This is a genomic window from Pseudomonas sp. JS3066 (assembly GCF_036328175.1).
Lineage (GTDB): Bacteria > Pseudomonadota > Gammaproteobacteria > Pseudomonadales > Pseudomonadaceae > Metapseudomonas.
In genome coordinates, this window is sequence record NZ_CP143312.1 from 1,439,171 (window position 1) to 1,460,799 (window position 21,629).

The 21,629-nt window shown below is 63.7% G+C and carries 18 protein-coding genes; 10 read left to right on the forward strand and 8 right to left on the reverse strand.

Annotated features, from left to right (window positions below):
* Window positions 1–216: 216 nt before the first annotated feature.
* On the forward strand, window positions 217–1,191 hold the full coding sequence (gene cysK, locus SA496_RS06880; protein ID WP_120651915.1) for a cysteine synthase A: 975 nt from the start codon (window positions 217–219) through the stop codon (window positions 1,189–1,191).
* Between the two features lie 93 nt (window positions 1,192–1,284).
* Here the strand turns inward: cysK and SA496_RS06885 are convergent, their stop codons facing one another.
* The gene (locus SA496_RS06885) at window positions 1,285–2,943 is read right to left on the reverse strand and encodes an MFS transporter (RefSeq protein WP_120651914.1); all 1,659 of its coding nucleotides are present in this window, start codon (window positions 2,941–2,943) and stop codon (window positions 1,285–1,287) included.
* A 210-nt stretch (window positions 2,944–3,153) separates the two neighbouring features.
* Between SA496_RS06885 and SA496_RS06890 the strand changes: the two genes are divergently transcribed.
* Entirely contained in the window at window positions 3,154–4,239 is a 1,086-nt protein-coding gene (locus tag SA496_RS06890; RefSeq protein ID WP_120651913.1) for a polyamine ABC transporter substrate-binding protein, read from the forward strand.
* A 67-nt stretch (window positions 4,240–4,306) separates the two neighbouring features.
* Here the strand turns inward: SA496_RS06890 and SA496_RS06895 are convergent, their stop codons facing one another.
* From SA496_RS06895 to SA496_RS06905, 3 genes are all read right to left on the reverse strand, one after another.
* Window positions 4,307–5,215 (reverse strand): DMT family transporter, encoded by a 909-nt coding sequence (locus SA496_RS06895; protein ID WP_120651912.1) that lies wholly within the window; start codon window positions 5,213–5,215, stop codon window positions 4,307–4,309.
* A gap of 224 nt (window positions 5,216–5,439) precedes the next feature.
* Window positions 5,440–6,171, reverse strand: a complete 732-nt coding sequence (locus SA496_RS06900) for a TorF family putative porin (RefSeq protein WP_120651911.1) — start codon at window positions 6,169–6,171, stop codon at window positions 5,440–5,442.
* A gap of 102 nt (window positions 6,172–6,273) precedes the next feature.
* Window positions 6,274–8,016 (reverse strand): amidohydrolase, encoded by a 1,743-nt coding sequence (locus SA496_RS06905; RefSeq protein ID WP_153917971.1) that lies wholly within the window; start codon window positions 8,014–8,016, stop codon window positions 6,274–6,276.
* Between the two features lie 105 nt (window positions 8,017–8,121).
* Between SA496_RS06905 and SA496_RS06910 the strand changes: the two genes are divergently transcribed.
* Window positions 8,122–9,039: a LysR family transcriptional regulator gene (locus SA496_RS06910; RefSeq protein WP_330115195.1), complete on the forward strand. Its 918-nt coding sequence runs from the start codon at window positions 8,122–8,124 to the stop codon at window positions 9,037–9,039.
* 252 nt (window positions 9,040–9,291) lie between these two features.
* Here the strand turns inward: SA496_RS06910 and SA496_RS06915 are convergent, their stop codons facing one another.
* Complete coding sequence (locus tag SA496_RS06915) at window positions 9,292–10,023, reverse strand: TorF family putative porin (RefSeq protein ID WP_330115196.1); 732 nt, start codon at window positions 10,021–10,023, stop codon at window positions 9,292–9,294.
* Window positions 10,024–10,125: 102 nt separating this feature from the next.
* Window positions 10,126–11,868: an amidohydrolase gene (locus SA496_RS06920; protein ID WP_330115197.1), complete on the reverse strand. Its 1,743-nt coding sequence runs from the start codon at window positions 11,866–11,868 to the stop codon at window positions 10,126–10,128.
* A gap of 106 nt (window positions 11,869–11,974) precedes the next feature.
* On the opposite strand from SA496_RS06920, the gene SA496_RS06925 reads away from it, so the two are divergent.
* The 5 genes from SA496_RS06925 to SA496_RS06945 all read left to right on the forward strand — a co-directional run bounded on the left by SA496_RS06925 (window position 11,975) and on the right by SA496_RS06945 (window position 18,155).
* Entirely contained in the window at window positions 11,975–12,889 is a 915-nt protein-coding gene (locus tag SA496_RS06925; protein WP_330115198.1) for a LysR family transcriptional regulator, read from the forward strand.
* A gap of 173 nt (window positions 12,890–13,062) precedes the next feature.
* Complete coding sequence (aceK, locus tag SA496_RS06930) at window positions 13,063–14,799, forward strand: bifunctional isocitrate dehydrogenase kinase/phosphatase (RefSeq protein WP_120651905.1); 1,737 nt, start codon at window positions 13,063–13,065, stop codon at window positions 14,797–14,799.
* A 5-nt stretch (window positions 14,800–14,804) separates the two neighbouring features.
* Window positions 14,805–15,824: an AraC family transcriptional regulator gene (locus SA496_RS06935; RefSeq protein ID WP_120651904.1), complete on the forward strand. Its 1,020-nt coding sequence runs from the start codon at window positions 14,805–14,807 to the stop codon at window positions 15,822–15,824.
* Between the two features lie 208 nt (window positions 15,825–16,032).
* Window positions 16,033–17,073, forward strand: coding sequence for a histone deacetylase family protein (locus tag SA496_RS06940; RefSeq protein ID WP_120651903.1), 1,041 nt, complete (start codon window positions 16,033–16,035; stop codon window positions 17,071–17,073).
* On the forward strand, window positions 17,070–18,155 hold the full coding sequence (locus tag SA496_RS06945; RefSeq protein ID WP_153917978.1) for an extracellular solute-binding protein: 1,086 nt from the start codon (window positions 17,070–17,072) through the stop codon (window positions 18,153–18,155). The genes SA496_RS06940 and SA496_RS06945 overlap by 4 nt, the downstream gene beginning before the upstream one ends.
* Before the next feature lie 75 nt (window positions 18,156–18,230).
* On the opposite strand, the gene SA496_RS06950 is transcribed toward SA496_RS06945, so the two are convergent.
* On the reverse strand, window positions 18,231–19,418 hold the full coding sequence (locus tag SA496_RS06950) for an MFS transporter (protein ID WP_330115199.1): 1,188 nt from the start codon (window positions 19,416–19,418) through the stop codon (window positions 18,231–18,233).
* Between the two features lie 110 nt (window positions 19,419–19,528).
* Between SA496_RS06950 and ptrR the strand changes: the two genes are divergently transcribed.
* Window positions 19,529–20,416, forward strand: a complete 888-nt coding sequence (ptrR, locus tag SA496_RS06955) for a putrescine utilization regulator PtrR (protein WP_120651901.1) — start codon at window positions 19,529–19,531, stop codon at window positions 20,414–20,416.
* Between the two features lie 307 nt (window positions 20,417–20,723).
* The gene (locus SA496_RS06960) at window positions 20,724–20,861 is read left to right on the forward strand and encodes a PA1414 family protein (protein ID WP_162945833.1); all 138 of its coding nucleotides are present in this window, start codon (window positions 20,724–20,726) and stop codon (window positions 20,859–20,861) included.
* Window positions 20,862–20,866: 5 nt separating this feature from the next.
* Here the strand turns inward: SA496_RS06960 and SA496_RS06965 are convergent, their stop codons facing one another.
* Window positions 20,867–21,592 (reverse strand): MBL fold metallo-hydrolase, encoded by a 726-nt coding sequence (locus tag SA496_RS06965; RefSeq protein WP_153917982.1) that lies wholly within the window; start codon window positions 21,590–21,592, stop codon window positions 20,867–20,869.
* Window positions 21,593–21,629 lie beyond the last annotated feature (37 nt).

The following is a 21,629-nucleotide window of genomic DNA, read 5'->3' on the forward strand; positions in this document are numbered from 1 at the left end:
AAATCCTCGGACGTAAGACTCCGGTTGGAATACCGGACGGTTCAGTATTTGGGAAAGAGCTGACTATAACGCGCGCACGAGTCGACTGTGAACGCAGAAGCTTCATTCAGTCACTGAATGGCAGGAATGCCCTCGAACCGGCTTGGCGGGGCGCTGGACGCTCCAATGTCACGGCCTTAGGCTTGGGCACTTTTCCGCCATGACAAGGATTCCGCCATGAGCCGTATCTACGCCGATAACTCGCAAGCCATCGGTAACACCCCGCTGGTTCGCATCAATCACCTGGGCCCGCGTGGCGTGACCATCCTCGCCAAGATCGAGGGCCGCAACCCCGCGTATTCGGTGAAGTGCCGCATTGGCGCCAGCATGATCTGGGACGCGGAGGCCTCGGGTCGACTGAAGCCCGGCATGACGCTGGTGGAGCCCACATCCGGCAACACCGGTATCGGCCTGGCGTTCGTTGCCGCCGCGCGTGGTTACAAGCTGATTCTCACCATGCCGGCCTCCATGAGCCTGGAGCGTCGCAAGGTACTCAAGGCACTGGGGGCCGAACTGGTGCTGACCGAGCCGGCAAAGGGCATGAAAGGTGCTATCGAGAAGGCCAACGAACTGGCGAACGCCAACCCCGGGCAATACCTGCTGCTGCAACAGTTCGAGAATCCGGCCAACCCGGCCATCCATGAGAAGACCACGGGCCCGGAAATCTGGAACGACACCGAGGGCGCGGTGGATGTGCTGGTGGCGGGCGTGGGCACCGGCGGTACCATTACCGGCGTGTCGCGCTACATCAAGCAGACCTGCGGCAAGCCAATCCTGTCCGTAGCGGTGGAACCGGTGACTTCTCCGGTTATCAGCCAGACCCTGGCCGGCGAGGAAGTGAAGCCAAGCCCGCATAAGATCCAGGGCATCGGCGCCGGCTTCGTGCCGAAGAACCTCGATCTGGCCATGGTCGATCGCGTCGAGCAGTGCACCGATGACGACGCCAAGGCGATGGCTCTGCGCCTGATGCGTGAGGAAGGGATTCTTTGCGGTATCTCTTCCGGTGCTGCGATGGCCGTCGCTGCGCGCCTGGCGGAACGCCCGGAAATGCAGGGCAAGACCATCGTCGTGATCCTGCCCGACTCGGGCGAGCGCTATCTCTCCAGCATGCTGTTCGATGGCCTGTTCACCGAGCAGGAGCTGCAACAGTAGGTTGGTCCGAGCTTCGCGAGGCCCAACATTCAGGCTTTGGGCCTCGCAGTGTCGGGCTTCGCTGCGCTCTGACGTAACGCCGCCTGCACCAGCCTACGTCTGCGCAGGTTCATAGCTCCCCGACTCATAGCTCACTCCGTGGCGCACGCGAGGCGGGCCATCGCCTTCGTGCAGCATGGCCAGGTTGTCGATGATCGCCTTGTCCGCGATGGTCAGGCGGTCGAGCATCCGCAGGTGCTGCAGCCAGTTCTCCACCACCATGGTTTCCTGCCACAGCTCCGGTTCGCTGGCATCGCGATAGAGCGCCCAGCGTTCGGCGCCGTTGCGCAGACGCAGACGGCGAAGCGGGCGGCTGGCGCGGACGAAGTCGCGGGTGCGTTCCTGGGGAATGCGGTATTCGATCGTCACCAGCACGGAGCCCCGATCCGGATCGAATGAGAAGCTCGGTTGGCCAGGCTGCGGGCTGTCGGCGTGGGCGATGCTGGAAGCGTCCAGCTCCGGCAGGCGGCGTGGGTAGAGCAGGAAGGCGCAGGCGATCATCAGGCAGCCGGCGCTGAACAGTGCTCCCTTCACACCCATGCTTTCCGCCAGGTGGCCCCAGAGGTAAGAGCCGAGCGCCAGCCCGCCATAGATCGCCGTCTGGTACAGCGCCAGGGCGCGGGCCTTGACCCAGTCCGGCACCAGAATCTGCACCGCCGAGTTATAGCTGGCCACTGCTGCGATCCAGCAGATGCCGCCCAAAAGCAGGGCTGGGAAGATCACCCAGAGGCTGTCCAGCGAGCCTAGCGCCAGCATCACCACGCCAAATAACAGGCCGGCCAGGCTGATCAGCTTGCTGGTACCGATCAGCAGGCGTCCACGGTTGACCAGCAGGCTGCCGCTGATGGCGCCAACTCCAAGGGCGCCGAGCATGTAGCCGTATACCGTGGCGTCGCCATCCGGGTTGCGGTGCGCCAGCAGCGGAAGCAGTGCCCAGACGGCGCTGGCGGAAATGCCGAAAGAGAACGAGCGCAGCATGACCAGGCGGGTGACGCTGGAGTACTGGGTGAAGCGCAGGGCCGCTACCACGCCCTGTATCAGGCCTTCGGGTGGCAGGGAACGAACGGGAATGCTGCGGCGCCACTGCCAGATCGCGCCGATCAGGCCCAGGTAGCACAGGCAGTTGAACAGGAACACCCAGGCCGGGCCCACGGCGCTGAGCATCAGGCCGCCCAGGGCTGGGCCTGCGGCGCGGGCGACGTTGTAGTTGACGCTGTTGAGCAGCACCGCATTGCCCAGCATTTCTCCTGGCACCTGCTCGCTCACCGCCGCCTGCCAGGCCGGGATGGTGATGGCGCCGCCAATGCTGATCCAGAGGATGGAGACGATCAGCAGGATCGGGTCCAGATAGCCGAGGAACGCAATGGCGCTGAGGAAGATGGCGCCGCTCATCTCGAAGCAAAGTCCGGCGAGCATGATCTTGCGCCGGTCGTGGTTGTCTGCCAGCACGCCTGAGAGGATCGACATGAGCACAAGGGGCAGGGCCGAGGCGACCTGAATCATCGCGACCAGCAAGGGACTGGCGTGCGCCTCGGTGACCACCCAGGCGGCGGCCACCGACTGCGCCCAGGTACCCAGGTTGGCGAACAGGTTGGCGATCCAGATGATGCGGAAGGCGGCAATGGTGAAGGGACTGAACAGGCCCTTGCGTGGAGTGGCTTCGGGTTCGGCGTCGAGGGGGAGATCGTTCTTCGGTGAGACGGACTGGAGCATGGCGACCATCCTTGCGCTGCACGGCCCCAGGCAGGCGGGCCGGTCAAGGCAGAAGTGTAGACGCCGCCAATGGCCTGGTTTTGCTCCAGGTCAGGCTTCCTCGCGGGCACGCTGGGACTTGCCGCGCATTGTCACTGGTGGCGGTGATGGAGAAGCTGGAAGCCCCGCACGACGGGGTCTCGATCCACAAGCAGCCAGGACAAAAAGACAATGACACGTTCCTTCGCGCCCCTCCTTCTGACGCTGGCCATGTCCGCCGCCGCCCAGGCGGCCGATACGGTGAAGATCTACAACTGGAGCGAGTACATCGCCCCGGACACCGTCGCCAACTTCAGCAAGGAAAGCGGCATCCAGGCCAGCTACGACGTCTATGACAGCAACGAGACCCTCGACGGCAAACTGATGACCGGCCAATCCGGCTACGACGTGGTGGTGCCCTCCAACCACTTCATGGCCAAGCAGATCCAGGCCGGCGCCCTGAAGAAGCTGGACAAGAACCAGCTGCCCAACTGGAAGAATCTCAATCCGGTGCTGCTCAAGGCGCTGGAAGTGAACGACCCTGGCAACCAGTACGGCTTCCCCTACCTCTGGGGCAGTACCGGCATCGGCTACAACGTCGACAAGGTCAAGGCCGTGCTGGGCGACAACGCCCCGGTAGATTCGTGGGACCTGTTCTTCAAGCCGGAGAACATGGAGAAACTCGCCAAGTGCGGCGTCGCCGTACTCGACAATGGCCCGGAGCTACTGCCCATCACCCTCAACTACCTGGGCCTGCCGCACCACAGCCAGAAAGCCGAGGACTACAAGACGGCGCAAGCCGAGCTGATGAAGGTGCGCCCGTACATCACCTACTTCCACTCCTCGAAGTACGTCAGCGACCTGGCCAACGGCGACATCTGTGTGGCCGTCGGATTCTCCGGCGACATCCTGCAGGCCGCCACCCGCGCCAAGGAAGCCAACAACGGTGTGAATATCCAGTACTCGACGCCGAAGGAAGGCTCGCCGATGTGGTTCGACATGGTCGCCATGCCCGCCGATGCGCCCGATGAAGCGGCTGGCTATGCCTTCCTCAACTACCTGCTGCGTCCGGATGTGATGGCTGGCATCAGCAACTCGGTGCACTACGCCAACGGCAATGCCGCGGCCGACTCTCTTGTGGAAGCCGAAATCAAGTCCGACCCGGCCATCTACCCGCCGGCCGACGTGATGAAGAACCTCTTCGCCCTGGAGTCCATGCCACCGAAGATCGATCGCGTACGGACCCGTGTTTGGAGTGCGATCAAGACGGGGCGTTGATCCTGCCAAGGTGAATGTGTTGGGGGATTCACCTTGTAGGGGCGAACTCATTCGCCCCTACAGAAAACTATCCCGCCGATTTCACCGCAGCCGGCACCGGCGCCGGCTTGAGCACCAGCCACAACGCCAGGGCGATCAGCACGCCGCCTTGCAGGTGCGCCATCGACACCGACTCATCGAGCAGCAGCACGCCCCAGAACACGCCGAACGGCGGGATCAGGAAGGTCACGGTCATGGTCTTCACCGGGCCGACGTTGGCGATCAGTCGGAAGTAGAGGATGTAGGCGAACGAGGTGCAGATGAATCCCAGAGCGGCCAGGGCCAGCCAGGTGACAGGTTGCAGGAGGGGCGCCAGCGGCATGCTCGGCGCATCCCAGGCGAACACCGGCACCAGGCAGAGAGTGGCGCCGATCTGGCAGCCGAGGGCGACCATTCCGCTGTCCATGCCGCCCGCTTCGGTAATCCAGCGCTTGGTCATGAAACCGGCGAAGCCGTAGCAGGTGGTGGCCACCAGGCAGGCGGCCGCACCCCAAAGCAGCTGGGCATCGAAGGCCACGGGGCCGGTGCGGGTCAGCACCGCTACCCCGGCCAGGCCCATCAGTACCCCGAGGGCTTTTGTGCCGGTGAGCTTCTCGCTGAAGAACAACGCCCCGATCAGAACACCCATCAGCGGCGTCGTTGCGTTGAAGATGGCCGAGTAGCCGGCCGGCAGCACTTTTGCCGCCAGGGCATACATGGCCGCCGGAACCCCGGAGCTGACGATGCCGATTATCAGGGTCTTGCCCAGCTTGCCGCGAAAGTCCCAGTTGCTGCGCAGCACCGCGAGGAGCACGGCAAGACCGATAGCCGACAGCAGTACCCGCAGGAAGGCCGTGGGTAGCGCTCCGATTTCCGGCACCAGCATGCGGATGAACAGGAAGCTGGCACCCCAGATGGCGGCGAGGCTCAGCAGGCGGACGAGATCGGCGGGTTTCATGACAGGCTCCAGGCATTGGAGCCGGCACGATGCGCCGCCTCGGGTGGCGGCGCAATCTACAACTTGCTTTCAAATTGGCGGAACAGTTTGGGGATGTACCGGCTGGGGGGCGCTCCCTTTGTAGGGGCGAAATCATTCGCCAAAGGCAGCGTAGCTGCCTCCTCCGTCGGACTAGGGCGAACCTGCGGTACGTCTGGCGATTGAAATCGCCCCCACAAGAGCCATCAGAAGGTCTTTCTCGCGCTGGCCACCCAGGTTGCAGTGCACACGTCGGTGAATCCGTAGTTGCTGGCGCATTCGGACTCGGACAGGTCGGTGTCGATGTAGGACAGACCCCAGGTAACCCCTAGGAAGTCCCGGGTCAGCTTCGCCTCCCACTCGTGGTAGCTGTCGGTGCTGTCGCCACCGGTGGACCAGAACATCGGGTCCTTGAAGTCCATGCGCCCGTAACGCAGTTCCAGCTCGACCTCCAGGGGCAGGCTGGTCTGGTAGCCGGCATAGCTGTAGAGCGCGTCCTGGTCTTCGCCGAACACGGTCGATGCGTCGTTGGAGTAGAAGGCGGCGAGCTTGAAGCCATAGGCACCGAGGATGGCGTAGACCTCGCTCTGGTTGAACTGGCTTTCCTTCGGATAGCTGTACTTGATGTAACCGAGGTCCAGGTTCACCTCGTCTGTAGCCTGCCAGTACCAGCCGGCGTAGTAGTCCACTTCCTGGCGGGTCTTCAGGCCGAAGCCGTAGTCCACGTTGGAGGTCCAGGCACCTGCATAGAGGCCGCTGGAGTGGAGCAGCGTCGCGCCGGCCTGGGCGGCCGGGTCGTTCTGGGTCTGGGAAATGCCACGGGTGCGGTAGTCGCTGAGCACGGCCAGGTCGACTTGCACGGAAAAATCATCGTTCAGTTGCAGGGCCTGGCAGGCGAGCGGGGCCAGGGTGAGGGCGAGGAGCGTGATGCGGCGCATGGTGATACCCGTTGTTGTGATTGTTCTGGCAGATGCGGGCAAGGCTCCGCCCGGCCCCCGCCTTGGGGCGGGAGCAGAGCGGGGAGCGGGTGGTGCTGGTTGTCAGAGCGCCGCGTCGAAGACTTCGCGGCCGCCGAAGTAAGTCTTGAGGACGCGGGTTTCGGCCAGGTCCTTGTCGTCGACGCTGAGCACGTCGCGGTCGAGGATGATGAAGTCGGCCTGCTTGCCGGGCGCGAGGGAACCGATCTGTTGTTCCAGGCCGATGGTGCGGGCGGCATTCAGGGTGTAGGCCTGCAGCATCGTTTCGCGGTCGATGCGCTCGTCGGCGTTGAGCACGCCCTTGGGCCCTTCACGGGTCACTGCCTGGTAGATGGCCTGCCAGGGATTGGGCGAGGAAACCGGCCAGTCGCTGGCGCCGGCAATGGTCGCGCCCTGTTGCAGCAGCGAGTGGGCCGGATACTGATAGCGGAAGGCGAACGCGCTGACGTAGGGCTTGACCAGGTCCAGGGTGTAGTCGTCGCCTGAGGCCCACAGCAGTTGCATCGAGGCAATCACGTTCAGCGGCTTGAATCGCGCGAATTCCTTGGGGTTTACCAGTTGCAGGTGGGTAATGGAGTGGGTGACGCCGCTCTGGCGATCCCTGCGCGCCTGCTCGATGCCGTTGAGGGACTCGCGCACGGCGCGGTCGCCGATGGCATGGATATGCACCAGCCAACCACGGGCGTCGGCTGCGCTGACCAACTCACCGAAGTGCGCCGGGTCGATCAGCAGCTCGCCTTTCTTCTGCGAGTTGTTGTACGGATCGATCAACGCGGCGCTCTGGGCCGGGTACTCCAGCACGCCATCGGCGAAGACCTTGATGCCGGGCAGGCTCAGGTTGGGGATGCCCTGGAACTGCTTGCGCACCTTGTCGAGGGTATCCAGATCGGCGGGACGGCTCTTCGGGTTGGCCACCAGCAAGGCGGCGACATGCGCGTTCAGCTCACCCTTGTCGGCCAGCGCCTTGTACACCGGCAACACGCCGACGGTCTTTTCCGTGGGCTTGAGGGCGAACACCGCTTCGCCCGGCGCAGCGTTGGCTGCCGGGTCCATCCAGGCGGTGATGCCCTGGCTGTTGTTGTATTTAACGGCGGCCTCGCCAGCTCGCAGCATTTCTTCTGCACTGGCCGACGGCATGGAGGCGGCAATGCGGTCCCAGCCGGCATCCACCGCGAAGCCGTTGGGTTTGCCATCCTTGTCGATGCCCAGGGTGCCGCGTTCGGCTTCGGGCAGGGAGGCGACCAGCTTCGCGTCGATGCCGGCGCGATCCAGCATGGCCTGGTTGGCCCAACCGGTGTGATGATCGCTGCCGCTGAACACTACCGGCACTTTTGTCCATTCGCCGTTGTTGAAAATGCGGCGAAATTCTTCCGCACGGCTCCAGTACGCCGAACTCATGCCCGCGATGTTCAGCACATCGCCATGGCGGGCACTGCCATCGTCACGCCAGGTTCGCAGGCGTTTTTCCAGCTCGGCAGGTTCCACCACCTCGTCTTCCATGTTCGCGGAGGTCATCTCCAGGCCACCGAAAATGGCATGGGAATGGGTGTCCACCAGTCCCGGCAGCAGGCGCTTGCCGGCCAGGTCGATGATTTTTGTGGACGCATCGGCCAGCGCCTTGATCTCGGCGTCGCTACCCACCTTCAGCACCTTGCCGTCCGCCACCGCCATGGCTTGCGCAGAAGGCTTGGAGGGATCGGCGGTGTAGAGCTTGCCATTGAGTAGCACCAGGTCGGCGGCCGCCATGGACTCCATCGAGGAAAAAGCCAGCGCCACTGCCAGCAGGGTGGGCTTGAAACCTTTCATTGGTGAACCTCTTGTTTTTATTGATCTGGCAGCGAGACTAGCGACTCGACAGGGCTGGCAGAACGCCCGAAACGTGCAAAACCTTTTTTCCTGAATGGAAAAACCATGGACAAGTTCGGTGCCATCACCATGTTCGTCGCCACGGCGGAGTTCGGTAGTTTCAGCCGCGCCGCCGAGCAGCTCGGCAAGACTCCCTCGGCCCTGACCAAGGCCGTCAGCCACCTGGAAGAAGAGCTCGGCGTGCGGCTGTTCGAACGCAGTACCCGGCGCACCGTGCTGACCGAAGCCGGGCGGGTCTACCTGGAAACCGCGCGCCAGGTACTGCAGCGCCTGCATGAGGTGGGGGAAGAGGTCGGCCAGTTGCAGCACGGTCTTTACGGCAGCCTGCGATTGACTGCGCCACTGGCTTTCGGTCGCGCTTTTCTCGATGAGGTCTGCGCGGGGTTCCTTGCCGAGTACCCGCAAATTCGGTTGCGGGTGGATCTTTCCGACTCATTCATCGATCTCGTCGATGCGGGCTACGACCTGGCCTTGCGCGAAGGACGCGGCGACCAGCCCGGGCTGATCGCCAAGATTGTCGGGCGCAACTGCCTGGCCTTGTGCGCCAGCCCGACTTACCTGGCCCGCAATCCGGTACCGGTAACCCCGGCAACCCTCGACCAGCACGACTGGTTGCTCTACCGGCACGCGGCGTTGAGCCGAACCTACTGGTGGGTGGAGAAGGACGGCCAGCGGCTTAGCCTCCTGCAGCCCGCCGCACCGCGTCTGGAGAGCGACAACTACGACCTGTTGCTGGCCAATGCGCTGGCTGGCGGCGGACTGTTTCACGCACCTCTGTGGAGTGGCGCCCCTTACTTCGCCGATGGCCGCTTGGTGCGGTTGATGGCCGACTACGAGATCGACCCGGACGCCTTTGGCCCGCAGATTCTCGCGGTCTACCCCAGCCATCGCCGTGCCACCGGCAAGGTGCTGGCGTTCATCGACTATCTGGCGGGCTTTCTGGAGCAGCGTGGGCTGGCGTGAACGGTTGAATACGAATTGCCGCTGGGGGCGGAGGATGGGATTCGCAAAGGTGGAGCATGCTTCACCGATCCTCCATTGGAGTCTGGTGCGGAACTGATGGCGGCAATGAAGAGCGATCTTCGCCCTGCGCACTGGTTGTAGGAGCGAATTCATTCGCGAAGGGCAGCAACGTTGCCCCATTTGGAATTGAGGGGCAGACCTGCGGCCTGCTTCGCGATTGAAATCGCTCCTACAGGGAGACCTCACCCTGACCTAGAAACGCTTGCTCACACTCGCCACCCAGGTCGAGCTGCACACATCGGTGAAGCCGTAATAACTGGTGCATTCGGACTCGGACAGGTCGGTGTCGATGTAGGCGATGCCCCAGGTGACACCGACAAAGTCGCGGGTCAGCCTGGCTTCCCACTCGTGGTAGGCATTGGAGCTTTCGCCGCGGGCGGACCAGAACAGCGGGTCCTTGAAGTCGTTGCGCCCGTAGCGCAGTTTCAGGCCCACATCCAGGGGCAGGGCGTACTCGTAGCTGACGTAGCTGTAGAACGTGTCCTGCTTTTCGCCGATCAGGTTCTTTGCGTCGTTGGAGTACTGGGCGCCGAACTTGAAGCCGTAGGCGCCGAGGATGGCGTAGGCCTCGCTCTGGTTGAACTGGCCTTCCTTCGGAAAACTGTACTTGATGTAGCCGAGGTCAAGGTTCACTTCATCGGTGGCCTGCCAGTACCAGCCGGCGTAGTAGTCCACTTCCTGGCGGGTCTTCAGGCCAAGGCCAAAGTCGACGTTGGAGGTCCATATCCCGGCGTACAGGCCGCTGCTATGGAGCAGGGTGGCGCTAGCCTGGGCAGCCGGGTCGTTCTGGGTCTGGGAAATGCCACGGGTGCGGTAGTCACTGACCAGCGCCAGGTCGACTTGCAAGGAAAAATCGTCGTTCAGTTCTATGGCCTGGCAGGCGAGCGGAGCCAGGGCGAGCGCAAGGAGCGTGAAGCGTTTCATCGAGGGTTTCCCGTTGTTGTGATTGTTCGGGCAGACGCAGGCAAGGCTCCGCCCGCCCCGCCAGATGGCGGGGACGAATGCGGAGCAGGTGGTTTCTTGTGTTTAGAGGGCGGCGTTGAAGACTTCGCGACCGGCGAACCAGGTTTTCAGTACCTGGGTGCCCTGCAGGGCTTCGGGTTCGACCTGGAACACGTCGCGGTCGAGGAGGATCAGGTCGGCCTGCTTGCCGGGCGAGAGCGAGCCGATCTGCTTTTCGAGGCCAATGGTGCGGGCAGAGTTGAGGGTGTAGGCCTGGAACATGGTTTCCCGGTCGATTTCCTCGGCGGCGTTCAGCACGCCTTTCGGACCCTTGCGGCTGACGGCCTGGTAGATCGCCTTCCAGGGTTCCGGCGTGGTTACCGGCCAGTCGCTGGCGCCGGAGATGGTGGCGCCGTTCTTCAGCAGCGAACGGGCCGGGTACTGGAACTGGAAGGCCATGGCGCTGATGTAGGGCTGCACCAGGTCGATGCTGACCTCATCGGCGCTGGCCCAGTAGAGCTGCATGGAGGCGATCACATCCAGCGGCTTGAAGCGCGCAAACTCCTTCGGGTTGACCATCTGCAAGTGGGTGACTGAATGGGCGATGCCGCTCTGGCGGTCTTTACGCGCCTGTTCGATGCCATTGAGCGACTCACGCACTGCGCGGTCGCCGATGGCATGAACATGCACCAGCCAGCCGCGGGCGTCGGCCGCGCTGACCAGATCGCCGAAGTGCGCCGGGTCGATCAGCAGTTCGCCACGTTTGTTCGAGTTCTTGTAGGGATCGAGCATCGCGGCGGTTTGTGCCGGGACCTCCGCCACGCCGTCGGCGAAGACCTTGATGCCGGGCAGGGTGAGGTTGGGCACGCCCTGGAATCGCTGGCGCACCTGGTCGAGAGTGTCCAGGTCGGCCGGCTTGCTCTTCGGGTTGGCCACCAGCAGGGCGGCGACGTGGGCCGTAAGCTCACCCTTTTCCGCCAGCGCCTTGTAGGCCGGCAACACGCCGAGGGTCTGGGCGGTGGGCTTGAAATCGAACAGGGGCTCCCCCGGCGCGGCGTTGGCCGCCGGGTCCATCCACGCGGTAATGCCCAGGCTGAGGTTGTAGCGCAGTGCCGAGCGCGCGGCCTTCAGCAGTTGCTCGGCCGAGGCGGGTGGGAGTTGCGCCATCACCGGGTCCAGCCCGGCATCGGCAAGGAAACCATTGGGGCGGCCATCGGGATGGTGGCCAATGGTGGCCTGTGCTTCGCCCTTCAGGCCTTTCACCTTGGCCGCATCGATGCCGGCGCGCTTGAGCATGGCCTGGTTGGCCCAGCCGGTGTGATGGTCCCAGCCGAGGAAGAAGATCGGCACGTCGGCCCATTCGCCCCGGTTGAAGCGCTGTTCCAGTTCAGCCACTTGGCTCCAGGCAGCTGACGGCAGACCGCTGACACTGAGCGCGTCGCCATGCCGCGCCTTGCCGTTGTCGCGCCATTGGCGCAGGCGCTGCTCCAGTTCCGCCACGGGAATCAGCTGGCCGCCCATGGAGGCCGAGTCCAGTTCCAGGCCGCCGAAAATCGCGTGGGAGTGTGAGTCGATGAAGCCCGGCATGAGCACTTTGCCGCCGAGGTCCATCACCTGGGTGCCGGACTCCTTCAGGCGCAGGATTTCGGCGTTACTGCCGACGGCGCGCACCTTGCCGTCTTCCACGGCCACGGCCTGTTGCAGGGCCTGGCCGGGTTCGGCGGTGTAGACCTTGGCGTTATGCAGGATGAGATCGACCGCCGCGAAGCTTTCCATCGAGGAACAAGCCAGTGCGACGGCCAGGAGTTTAGGGGCGAAGGTTTTCATCAGGTGATTCCGGTTCTTGTTGGTCTGCCGGAGAGCCTAACCAAGCCGGTGAAGCGGCAGAATGCTATGTTCTCGCACAACTTTTGTGCCGATCCGGAACAGATCAATGGACAAGCTCAGCGCGCTCAACATGTTCGTCGCCACTGCCGAGTACGGCAGCTTCAGCCGTGCCGCGGAGCAGATCGGCAAGACGCCGTCCGCGCTGACCAAGGCAGTGGGGCACCTGGAGAGCGAGCTGGGCGTGCGCCTGTTCGAACGCACCACCCGTCGCATGGCGCTGACCGAAGCCGGCCACATTTACCTGGAAGGTGCCCGGCAGGCGCTTATGCAACTGCAACTGGCCGGGGAAGAAGTGGACCAACTGCAGGACGAATTGCGCGGCACCCTACGCCTCACGGCGCCGCCGTCCTTCGGCCCGGCCTTTCTCAGTGAGGTGTGCTGCCGCTTCATGAGCGAACATCCGCAGGTGCGCCTGGACGTGGACCTGAACGACGCCTTTGTCGACCTGATTGACGGCGGCTACGACCTGGCCCTGCGCGACGGGCCCACCGACCTGCCTGGGCTGATCGCCCGGCCGTTGACCAAGAACCGCATCTACCTCTGCGCCAGCCCCGCCTATCTGGAGCGCAAGAGGCTTCCCGTGTCGCTGGACACCTACCAGCAGCATGACTGGCTGATCTTCCAGCACCCGCTGCTCAATCGACACTACTGGTGGCTGTGGCGTGGTGAGGAACGCATCCGTGTACCGCAGCCCACGCCGCGAATGACCAGCGACAACTACGACTTCCTGCTCGCCTGCCTGCTAGGCGGTCATGGGTTGCAGGTGGTGCCGCAATGGAGTGCGGCACCCTACCTGGCCAGTGGCCAACTGGTTCGGGTGATGTCCGACTACGAGCTGGAACCTGACGCCTTCGGGCCCTGGGTCCATGTCCTCTATCTGGCCCATCGCCGTCGCACCCGCAAGGTGCGGGTGTTCATCGAGATGGTGGAGGCCTGCCTGCGGGAGAGGGGAATCGCCTAGGTAGGCGAGAGGACTCCTCTAGGGGCGATTGCAATCTCCAGGCAGGCCGCAGGTTTGCCCTATACCGTCGCTAGGGGCTGCTACGCCGCCCTTGGCGAATGAATTCGCCCCTACAACGGGCACTTTTTTCTGGCTAAGCTCGGCTTTCCCGTTTCCGCAGCAGAGAAATCACCATGGCGCAGCAATGGCCGGCCGAAGGCATCGCCCGACTGATCCTCGATGGTTTCGATGATTACCGTGAGCATTTCCGCCAGATCACCGATGGCGCCCGTGCCCGATTCGAGGAGGCACAATGGCAGGCAACGCAGTTTGCGGCGGCCGCGCGGATCGCCCTCTACGAAGTGAAGGTTGGCGAAACCAGCGAGCGGCTCCGTGGGGCCTATGCGATGGACGAGTTGCTGGATGTACAGCTCTGGCCCCTGGTGAAGAGCGCCTACATCGGTCTGATCGACGTGCGCTTCGACGATGAGTTGTCCGAGACCTGGTACAACTCGATTTTCTGCAGCCTGTTCAGCCATGACCTGATCAGCGACGGCTGCATGTTCATTCACACCACACGGCCTTCCTTGCGCGTACATGAACGCGCGCCCCAGACCCGCAGCTATCGCCCCGAGGGCCGGCTGCATGCGGCGCTGTCGGCGATACTCGACGACTTCCGCTTCGATGTGCCCTACGACGACCGCGCCGGCGACATCGAACGCCTCGAAGCCCAATTGCGCGAGAACCTGCCGGACTGGGTGTGCAAGGACCCGGAGCTGTGCATCGAACTCTTTGCGTCCCCGCTGTACCGCAACAAGGGCGCCTACCTGGTCGGCCGCATCTATACCCGCGATGAGCAATGGCCGCTGGTAATCCCGCTGCTTCACCGCGAGGGGCGTGGCATCCAGGCCGACGCCATGATCACCGACGAAGCCGAAGTGTCGATCATCTTCTCCTTCACCCGTTCCTACTTCATGGTGGATGTCGCCGTGCCGGCCGAGTTCGTCGGCTTCCTCAAGCGCATACTGCCGGGCAAGCACATCGCCGAGCTGTACACCTCCATCGGCTTCTACAAGCACGGCAAGTCGGAGTTCTATCGTGCGTTGATCAACCACCTGGCCAACACCGACGACCGCTTCATCATGGCGCCCGGTGTACGCGGCATGGTGATGAGCGTGTTCACGCTGCCGGGCTTCAATACCGTGTTCAAGATCATCAAGGACCGCTTCGCCCACGCAAAGACGGTGGATCGCAACACCGTGATCGAGAAGTACCGCCTGGTGAAGAACGTCGACCGGGTAGGGCGCATGGCCGATACCCAGGAGTTCGCTGACTTCCGCTTCCCCAGATCCAAGTTCGAGCCGGAATGCCTGGCCGAACTGCTGGAGGTCGCGCCGTCCACCGTGGCGCTGGAGGGCGATGTGGTACTGATCCGCCACTGCTGGACCGAGCGCCGCATGACCCCGCTGAACATCTACCTGGAAAGCGCCAGCGATGCCCAGGTGCACGAGGCGCTCTATGACTATGGCCTGGCAATCAAGCAACTGGCGGCGGCGAACATCTTTCCCGGCGACATGCTGCTGAAGAACTTCGGCGTCACCCGTCACGGCCGCGTTGTGTTCTACGACTATGACGAAATCTGCTACCTCACCGAGGTGAACTTCCGCGTCATTCCGCCACCGCGTTATCCGGAGGACGAGCTTTCCGCCGAACCCTGGTACTCCGTGGCGCCGAACGATGTGTTCCCCGAGGAGTTCCCGCGCTTCCTTTTTGCTGATATCGGCCAACGCCGCCTGTTCGCCAAGCTCCATGGCGACCTCTATGACGCCGAGTACTGGAAGACCCTGCAGGTGGCAATCCGCTCCGGCAAGGTGATCGACGTTTTCCCGTACCGGCGCCAGGAGCGGGAACTTACCGAGGCAATCCAGTAAGGATCATGGTCGAGCACACGTTCTCCCGCGCCACCTGGCTCAACTCCCTGCACATGTCGGCGCTGACCGCCGCGCTGTTGCAGGAGGAGGGCATCGAAACCGCCGATGTACTGGCCGGCAGCGGCATCAGCGAGCAGGACCTGCTCGAGTTGCAGCGGCTGATCAATCCGGAACAGGAGCAGCAGGTCTACGCCAACGCCGTGCGCCTGATGCCGCGCCCCGCTCTGGGTCTGACCCTCGGACTGCGCACGCGCATCTCCGCCTATGGCCTGCTCGGCTACGCGATGCTTTCCGCACCGACCTTCGGCGATGCCTTGCGCGTCGGCCTCAGTTACCCGGTGCTGCTGGGCACCTACTTTCGACTTGCCCTGGAGCAGGACGGCGACACTGCGTGGCTCAGTGCCTGTGGCTACAGCGAAGATGAATCCCTGCGGGCGTTCAACACCGAGGTGTGCCTGGGCTCGCTCAAGGTCACTTTCGCCGACCTGTTGGGGCAGTCTTTGCCACTGCGCGCAGTGCAGCTGGATTACCCCGCCGGCAGTGGCATGGTGCGACCCTATGCGCGTGGCTTCGGCTGCCCGGTGAGCTTTGGCGCCACTCGCAGCGCCATGGGGTTCGATGCTGCCTGGCTGGCACGCCGCCTACCGCTCGCCGACCCGGTGACCCACAAGGAAATGCTCGAACAGTGCCGCCGACAGAATGTCGAGTTCGCTGCCCGCCGCGCCTGGCTGGAACGCGTTCGCGGCCTGCTTGCCGCGCGTCTGCAGGACCCGCCAGGGCTGGAAGAGCTGGCCCGGCAGATGAACTGCTCCTCGCGCAGCCTGCGCCGTCACCTGGCCCAGCAGCAGACCAGCTACCAGCAACTGCTGGACGAACTGCGCTTCACCCGTGCCAAGGAAATGCTCCAGCAAGGTGACATGCCCATCTACCGCATCGCCGAAGAACTCGGCTTCAGCGAAACCGCCAGCCTGCGCCATGCTTTCCAGCGCTGGAGTGGGCAGCCGCCGAGTCATTTCCGGGGGTAGATGGGGGAGCAGGGTTCAGCGCCGCACATTCAAGACATCAGGCGCGAGTCACCCCTCCCCACTTCAGGGTGAGGGGATGGGAGAGAGGGTGTCCGGCCAGGAAAGTTGGCCATATCAATCCCCTATTGGCCGTCCTTGCCACTGCGCAAACACCCCCGGTTCCGCACAGAATCCCCCCATCAATAACAAGACCGATAAGGTGCCTCCCATGCTGACAGTCTATAGCGACGATCACCGTCTCCATTTCGGCCAGTCTGAACTGGTCGACGGCAAGCTCCAGCCCTGCTTCGAAATGCCTAGCCGCGCAGACACCGTGCTGGCGCGGGTCCGTCAGCAGGAAATCGGCGAAGTGATCGAGCCGAAGGACTTCGGCCTGGAGCCGGTCCTGCGCGTGCATGACGCGGCTTATGTGGAGTTCCTCAAGGGTGCCTGGGATCGCTGGGCCGCCGAAGGCCATAGCTGCGACATGCTCCCCACCACCTTCCCGGCACGCCGTCTGCGCCGCGATGGCCCCATCCCCACCGCGCTGCATGGCCAACTCGGCCACTACTGCTTCGACACCGAAGCGCCGATCACCGCCGGCACCTGGCAGGCCGTGTACAGCTCTGCCCAGGTGGCGCTGACCGCCCAGGACCACATGCGCCAGGGCGCCAACACCGCCTTCGCCCTCTGCCGGCCGCCGGGCCACCATGCCGGCAGTGATTTCATGGGCGGCTACTGCTTCTTCAACAACGCCGCCATCGTCACTCAGGCCTTCCTCGACCAGGGCGCGAAACGAGTGGCGATCCTCGATGTCGACTACCACCACGGCAACGGCACGCAGGAACTGTTCTACGACCGCGCCGATGTCCTGTTCGCCTCGATCCATGGCGACCCGCTGGTGGAGTACCCCTACTACCTGGGCCACGCCGACGAGCGCGGTGAAGGTGCGGGCGCAGGCTTCAACCTCAACTACCCGTTGCCCCACGGCACCGACTGGGACGGCTGGTCCGCCGCCCTCGACGACGCCTGCCGAAGGATCGCTGCCTACGCGCCGGATGCCCTGGTGATCTCCCTGGGCGTGGACACTTACAAGGACGACCCGATTTCCAAGTTCAAGCTGGACTCGCCGGATTACATCCGCATGGGCCAGCGCATCGCCGCCCTCGGCCTGCCGACGCTGTTCATCATGGAAGGCGGCTACGCGGTGGAAGCCATCGGCGTGAACGCGGTGAACGTCCTGCAGGGCTACGAAGGGGCCGCGCAATGAAGACTCGAATCCTGCTGGCCGGTGCCTTGCTGGGCGCCTCGCTGAATGCTGCCGCCGAATCCCAGGTGCGTATCTACAATTGGTTCGACTACATCGCTCCGGATACCCTGAAGAATTTCCAGGCCGACAGTGGCATCAAGCCCCAGTACGACGTGTATGACAGCAACGAAGTGCTGGAGGCCAAGCTGCTCTCCGGCCATTCGGGTTACGACCTGGTGGTACCCAGCGACAGCTTCCTGCCCAACTACATGAAGGCCGGCGTGTTCCAGCCTCTGGACAAGAGCAAGTTGCCGAACTGGAAGAACCTCAACCCGGCGCTGCTCAAGGTCCTGGCCGCCAAGGACCCGGGCAACCAGTACGTGATGCCGTACATGTGGGGCACCAACGGCATTGCTTACAACGTCGACAAGGTGAAGGCTGTGCTGGGCGAAAACGCGCCGGTGGATTCCTGGGAGCTGATCTTCAACCCGGACAACCTGGCCAAGCTCAAGCAATGCGGCGTTGCCTTCCTCGACTCGCCCACCGAAGTGATTCCTGAAGTCCTGCATTACCTGGGCCTGTCGCCCAACAGCCGTAATCCCGAGGACTACCAGAAGGCCGAGGAACTGCTGGTCAGACTCCGGCCGAACATCACCTACTTCAGCTCGTCGAAGTTCGTCACCGACCTCGCCAATGGCGAGGTCTGCGTGGCCCTCGCCTGGTCTGGCGGTGCGATGCAGGCGGCCGCCCGTGCGCGGGAAGCCGGTAACGGCGTGAAGGTGGAGTACCGCATCCCCAAGGAGGGCACCGCGGCCTGGTTCGATGTGCTGGCGATTCCGAAGGATGCGAAGAACGTCGAGCAGGCCCACGCCTTCCTCAACTACCTGCTGCGTCCTGAAGTGGTGGCGCCGATCTCCGACCACGTCGCCTACGCCAACCCGAACCAGGCGGCAGACTCGCTGATCTCCGCCGAGCTGCGCGACAACCCCAACGTCTACCCGCCGGCGGAGGTGCAGGCCAAGCTGTTCTCGGTGGAGATGCTGCCGCCGAAGCTGGAGCGCATCCGTACCCGCACCTGGACCAAGATCAAGACCGGGACCTAGATACTCTCCTCGTTGGTGCCTGCCTTTTGTGGGGGCGAATTCATTCGCGAAGGGCTGCGTAGCAGCCCCTCAACCTCAATGGGGCAGCCCTTCGGCCTGCTTGGCGAATGAATTCGCCCCCACAGGTTTCCGACCCCAGGTCCCTATCATCAATCCCCCCGCCAGCATCAGCCCCGCGCCGGCTACATAGAGTGCCGGTTGCAGCCCGCCGGAAAGGTGGCTGCTCAAGGCCGCCAGCAACGGGCCTGCCAGTTGGCCCAGGGCGAAGGCAGCGGTCAGCAGGCCGACATTGCGGGCGTGGCCATGCGGGTCCAGTTCGCGCGCTTGCTGCATCACCAGTTGCATGCCGGCGAGGAAGGGGCCACCACTGAGGATCACTCCCAGAACCAACCCGGCCATGCCCGGCAGAGCGCAGGCCAGGGTACCCGCAGCCTGCAGCCAGAGCGCGACTACCAGCCAGCGGCGGGTGCCACCCGGTCGCTGACGGCGCTGGCTGACCAGCAGAACACCGAGTGCAGCCGCCAGGCCAAAGGCAGGCCAGAACAGGTCCGCCTGCCATTGCCCGTGAAAACGCGCGGCAGCCATCTGCGAAAGAAAGGTGGCGGGAATGATGTAACCCAGGCCTACCAGGCCATAGGCGGCGAGCAGGGTATACAACGTGCGTGGTCGTTGCCGTGCGGGTTGTTCGGTCACAGTCGTGGCCGGCTGCTGATGTGGTAGCAGCGGCTGGACAATCAGGGTGAGCACCAGGGCGAGGCCACCGAAGGCGAGCCAGATAGCGGTGGAGCCCCGGCCTTGCAGGTTCAGTTCAAGGGCCAGGAGCCCGGTCAGCATCACTCCGAAGGCGGGACCAGCGAAGACCAGGCTGCCCAGGCGCGGCCGATTGGCTTCGGCGGCTATACGCTGGCTGAGGCCGGTGACTACCACCAACACCCAGGCACTGCTCACGCCCAGGCCGAAGCGCAGCAGCGCGTGGGACCAGAAGCCGTCGGCCGGCACTGAAACCAGTGTCAGCAATACGGTGGCCCAGAGCCCCAGGACCAGGCGCAGTCGTGCCTGGCGCGACGAGCTGGAGCGGAAGGCGTCCAGGGCGCCGACCAGATAGCCCAGGTAGTTGGCGGCCGCCACCAGGCTGGCGCCGGTCAGGCTCACCTGACCTTCGGCGATCAGGTGCGGGAGCTGCGGAGTGAGGGCGAAGCGGCCGACCCCCATGGCCACCAGCAGGGCCGTGAAGCAGGCAATTAGTCGGATCAGCGGGGACATGGAAAGGGCTCCGAAGCAGATCATCGGGATTCCATCCTAAGTACTGGTGTTGTTCATGAGAAACGAATAAAAAAGAATGCAGTTGTTCTCTTTTATTGAATGGTGAATTCATGGAACTCAGCCAGCTCCGCATCTTCCAGGCCGTGGCCGAGGAGGGCTCCATTACCCGCGCCGCGTCCCGCCTGCACCGGGTGCCATCCAACCTCTCCACGCGCCTCAAGCAGCTGGAAGAGAACCTGGGGGTGGAGCTGTTCCTGCGTGAACGGCAGCGGCTGACCCTGTCGCCGGCGGGCAAGGTGCTGCTGGGATACGCCGAACGCATGTTCGCCCTGCAGGCGGAAGCCGAGGCGGCCTTGCGCGGCGGCGAGCCAGCGGGGGATTTCGTCATTGGTTCGATGTTCAGCACGGCCGCCATCCACTTGCCGCCCATGCTGGTGCGCTACCACCGCACTTGGCCGGCGGTGAACCTGCAAGTGCAGACCGCTCCCAGCGGTGAACTCCTGGATGGCCTGTTGGGCGGTCGCCTGGATGCTGCCTTGGTGGACGGCCCGGTGGAGTTCGCCGAGCTGGATGGGTTGCCGATGTTCGAAGAAGAGATGGTGCTGATCACCGAGGCCAGCCACGGTCCGGTGCGCTCGGCCGAGGATGTGGCAGGGCTGGAAGTCTATGCGTTTCGCCAGAGTTGCTCCTACCGCAGACGCCTGGAGGGCTGGTTCGTGGCTTCACGGGTGCCGATGTCGCCGCCGATGGAAATCGAGTCCTACCACAGCATGCTGGCCTGTGTAATCGCTGGCGGCGGCATTGCCCTGGTGCCACGTTCGATGTTGAACAGCCTGCCGGGCAGGGAAGAGGTGCGGGTGCATGAGTTGGGCGCGCCATTCGATCGCGCCACCACCTGGCTGATGTGGCGCAAGGGCATGCTTGGGGCCAACTTGCGCGCCTGGATCGACCTGCAGCAGGAGCGGCGCGATGGGTCATCGTCGCCGATTCCAGTGTAGGGTGCGCTGTGCGCACCGATGCATCTGCTCGCCGGCAATCTGGTGCGCGTAGCACCCCCTGCGTTGAGTTATGGATGGGTAGTCCACGAGCGAAGCGATATCCATCGGCATTTGCATTCGGGAGGCATGATCGTATGGAAGATGCTTGTAGGCGCCGTCCCTTGTACCGTTCAGCGGTTTGATTCAGATCAGTAGGAAATTTCCGGGTGAGCGTATTTTGGATCTTGCCCGGAGCAACTAAGCTCCAGACAAGGGTGGTCCAAGAAGCAAGGGCCACCCGACCAACTTCCGGGAAAGGGGGTCAAGCATGAAGAAGCGGCTAGATGCGTGGATGTGGCAGTTGGGTGTCGCGCTGGGCCTCATCGAGGCACCGCGCCTGCAACCCATTCCGGTCCGTAGTGAAGAGCAGCGCCGTCTCGCCGAGCAGCGCCGCCCGAAAGGGTAACCGGCTTACTCGTGTGCCTTGAGCCAGTTGTTCGCCAGCTGGCGCAGGCGCTCACCGGAAAAGCTGGGGAAATGACCGCCATGCACGGTGCGCACCGGAAGGTCGCGCAGCCGTGTAAGGCTTTTCGCGTAATCCTCAAGATTCGAGTGATAGGCGTTATCGATCAGCGGACCGTCGTAGACGATGTCGCCGCTGAACAGCGTTTGCGTCTTCGCTTCCCACAGGCTGATGCCGCCCGGTGAATGACCGGGGGTATGCAGCACCTCCAGGACCCTGTCACCCAGGTCCAGCACATCGCCCTCATCGATCAACCGCGTTGCCGGAGCCGCCTTCACACGGTACTCCGCGTAGCACAGCGGACAATCGGGGTGCGCCTCGAACATCTCATCACCGACGTAGTCCGCCGACAGGGTATTGGCCCCGGTGGGGGCGGCGAGGATGTCCGCCTCCGCCGGGTGCACCAGGCGCTCGGGGAACTCGTGGTGGCCGGCGATATGGTCGAAATGGGTGTGGCTGGCCACCGCCAGCAGCGGCCGCTGAGTGAGCCAGGGCAACTGCTCGCGCAGGCTGACCAGACCGGAGCCGGAGTCGATCAGCACATCCTTGTCGCGGCCCTGGATATGCCAAAGGTTGCAGCGGTAGAACGGCCGCACGTAGGGCTCGCTGATCAGGCTGATGCCGTCGTAGCAGTGCTCGACTTCGAACCATTGGTCGCGGCGGACGATTTTCATGGGGTGCTCCGTGCATTGATTGCCTAGGGGCTGAACC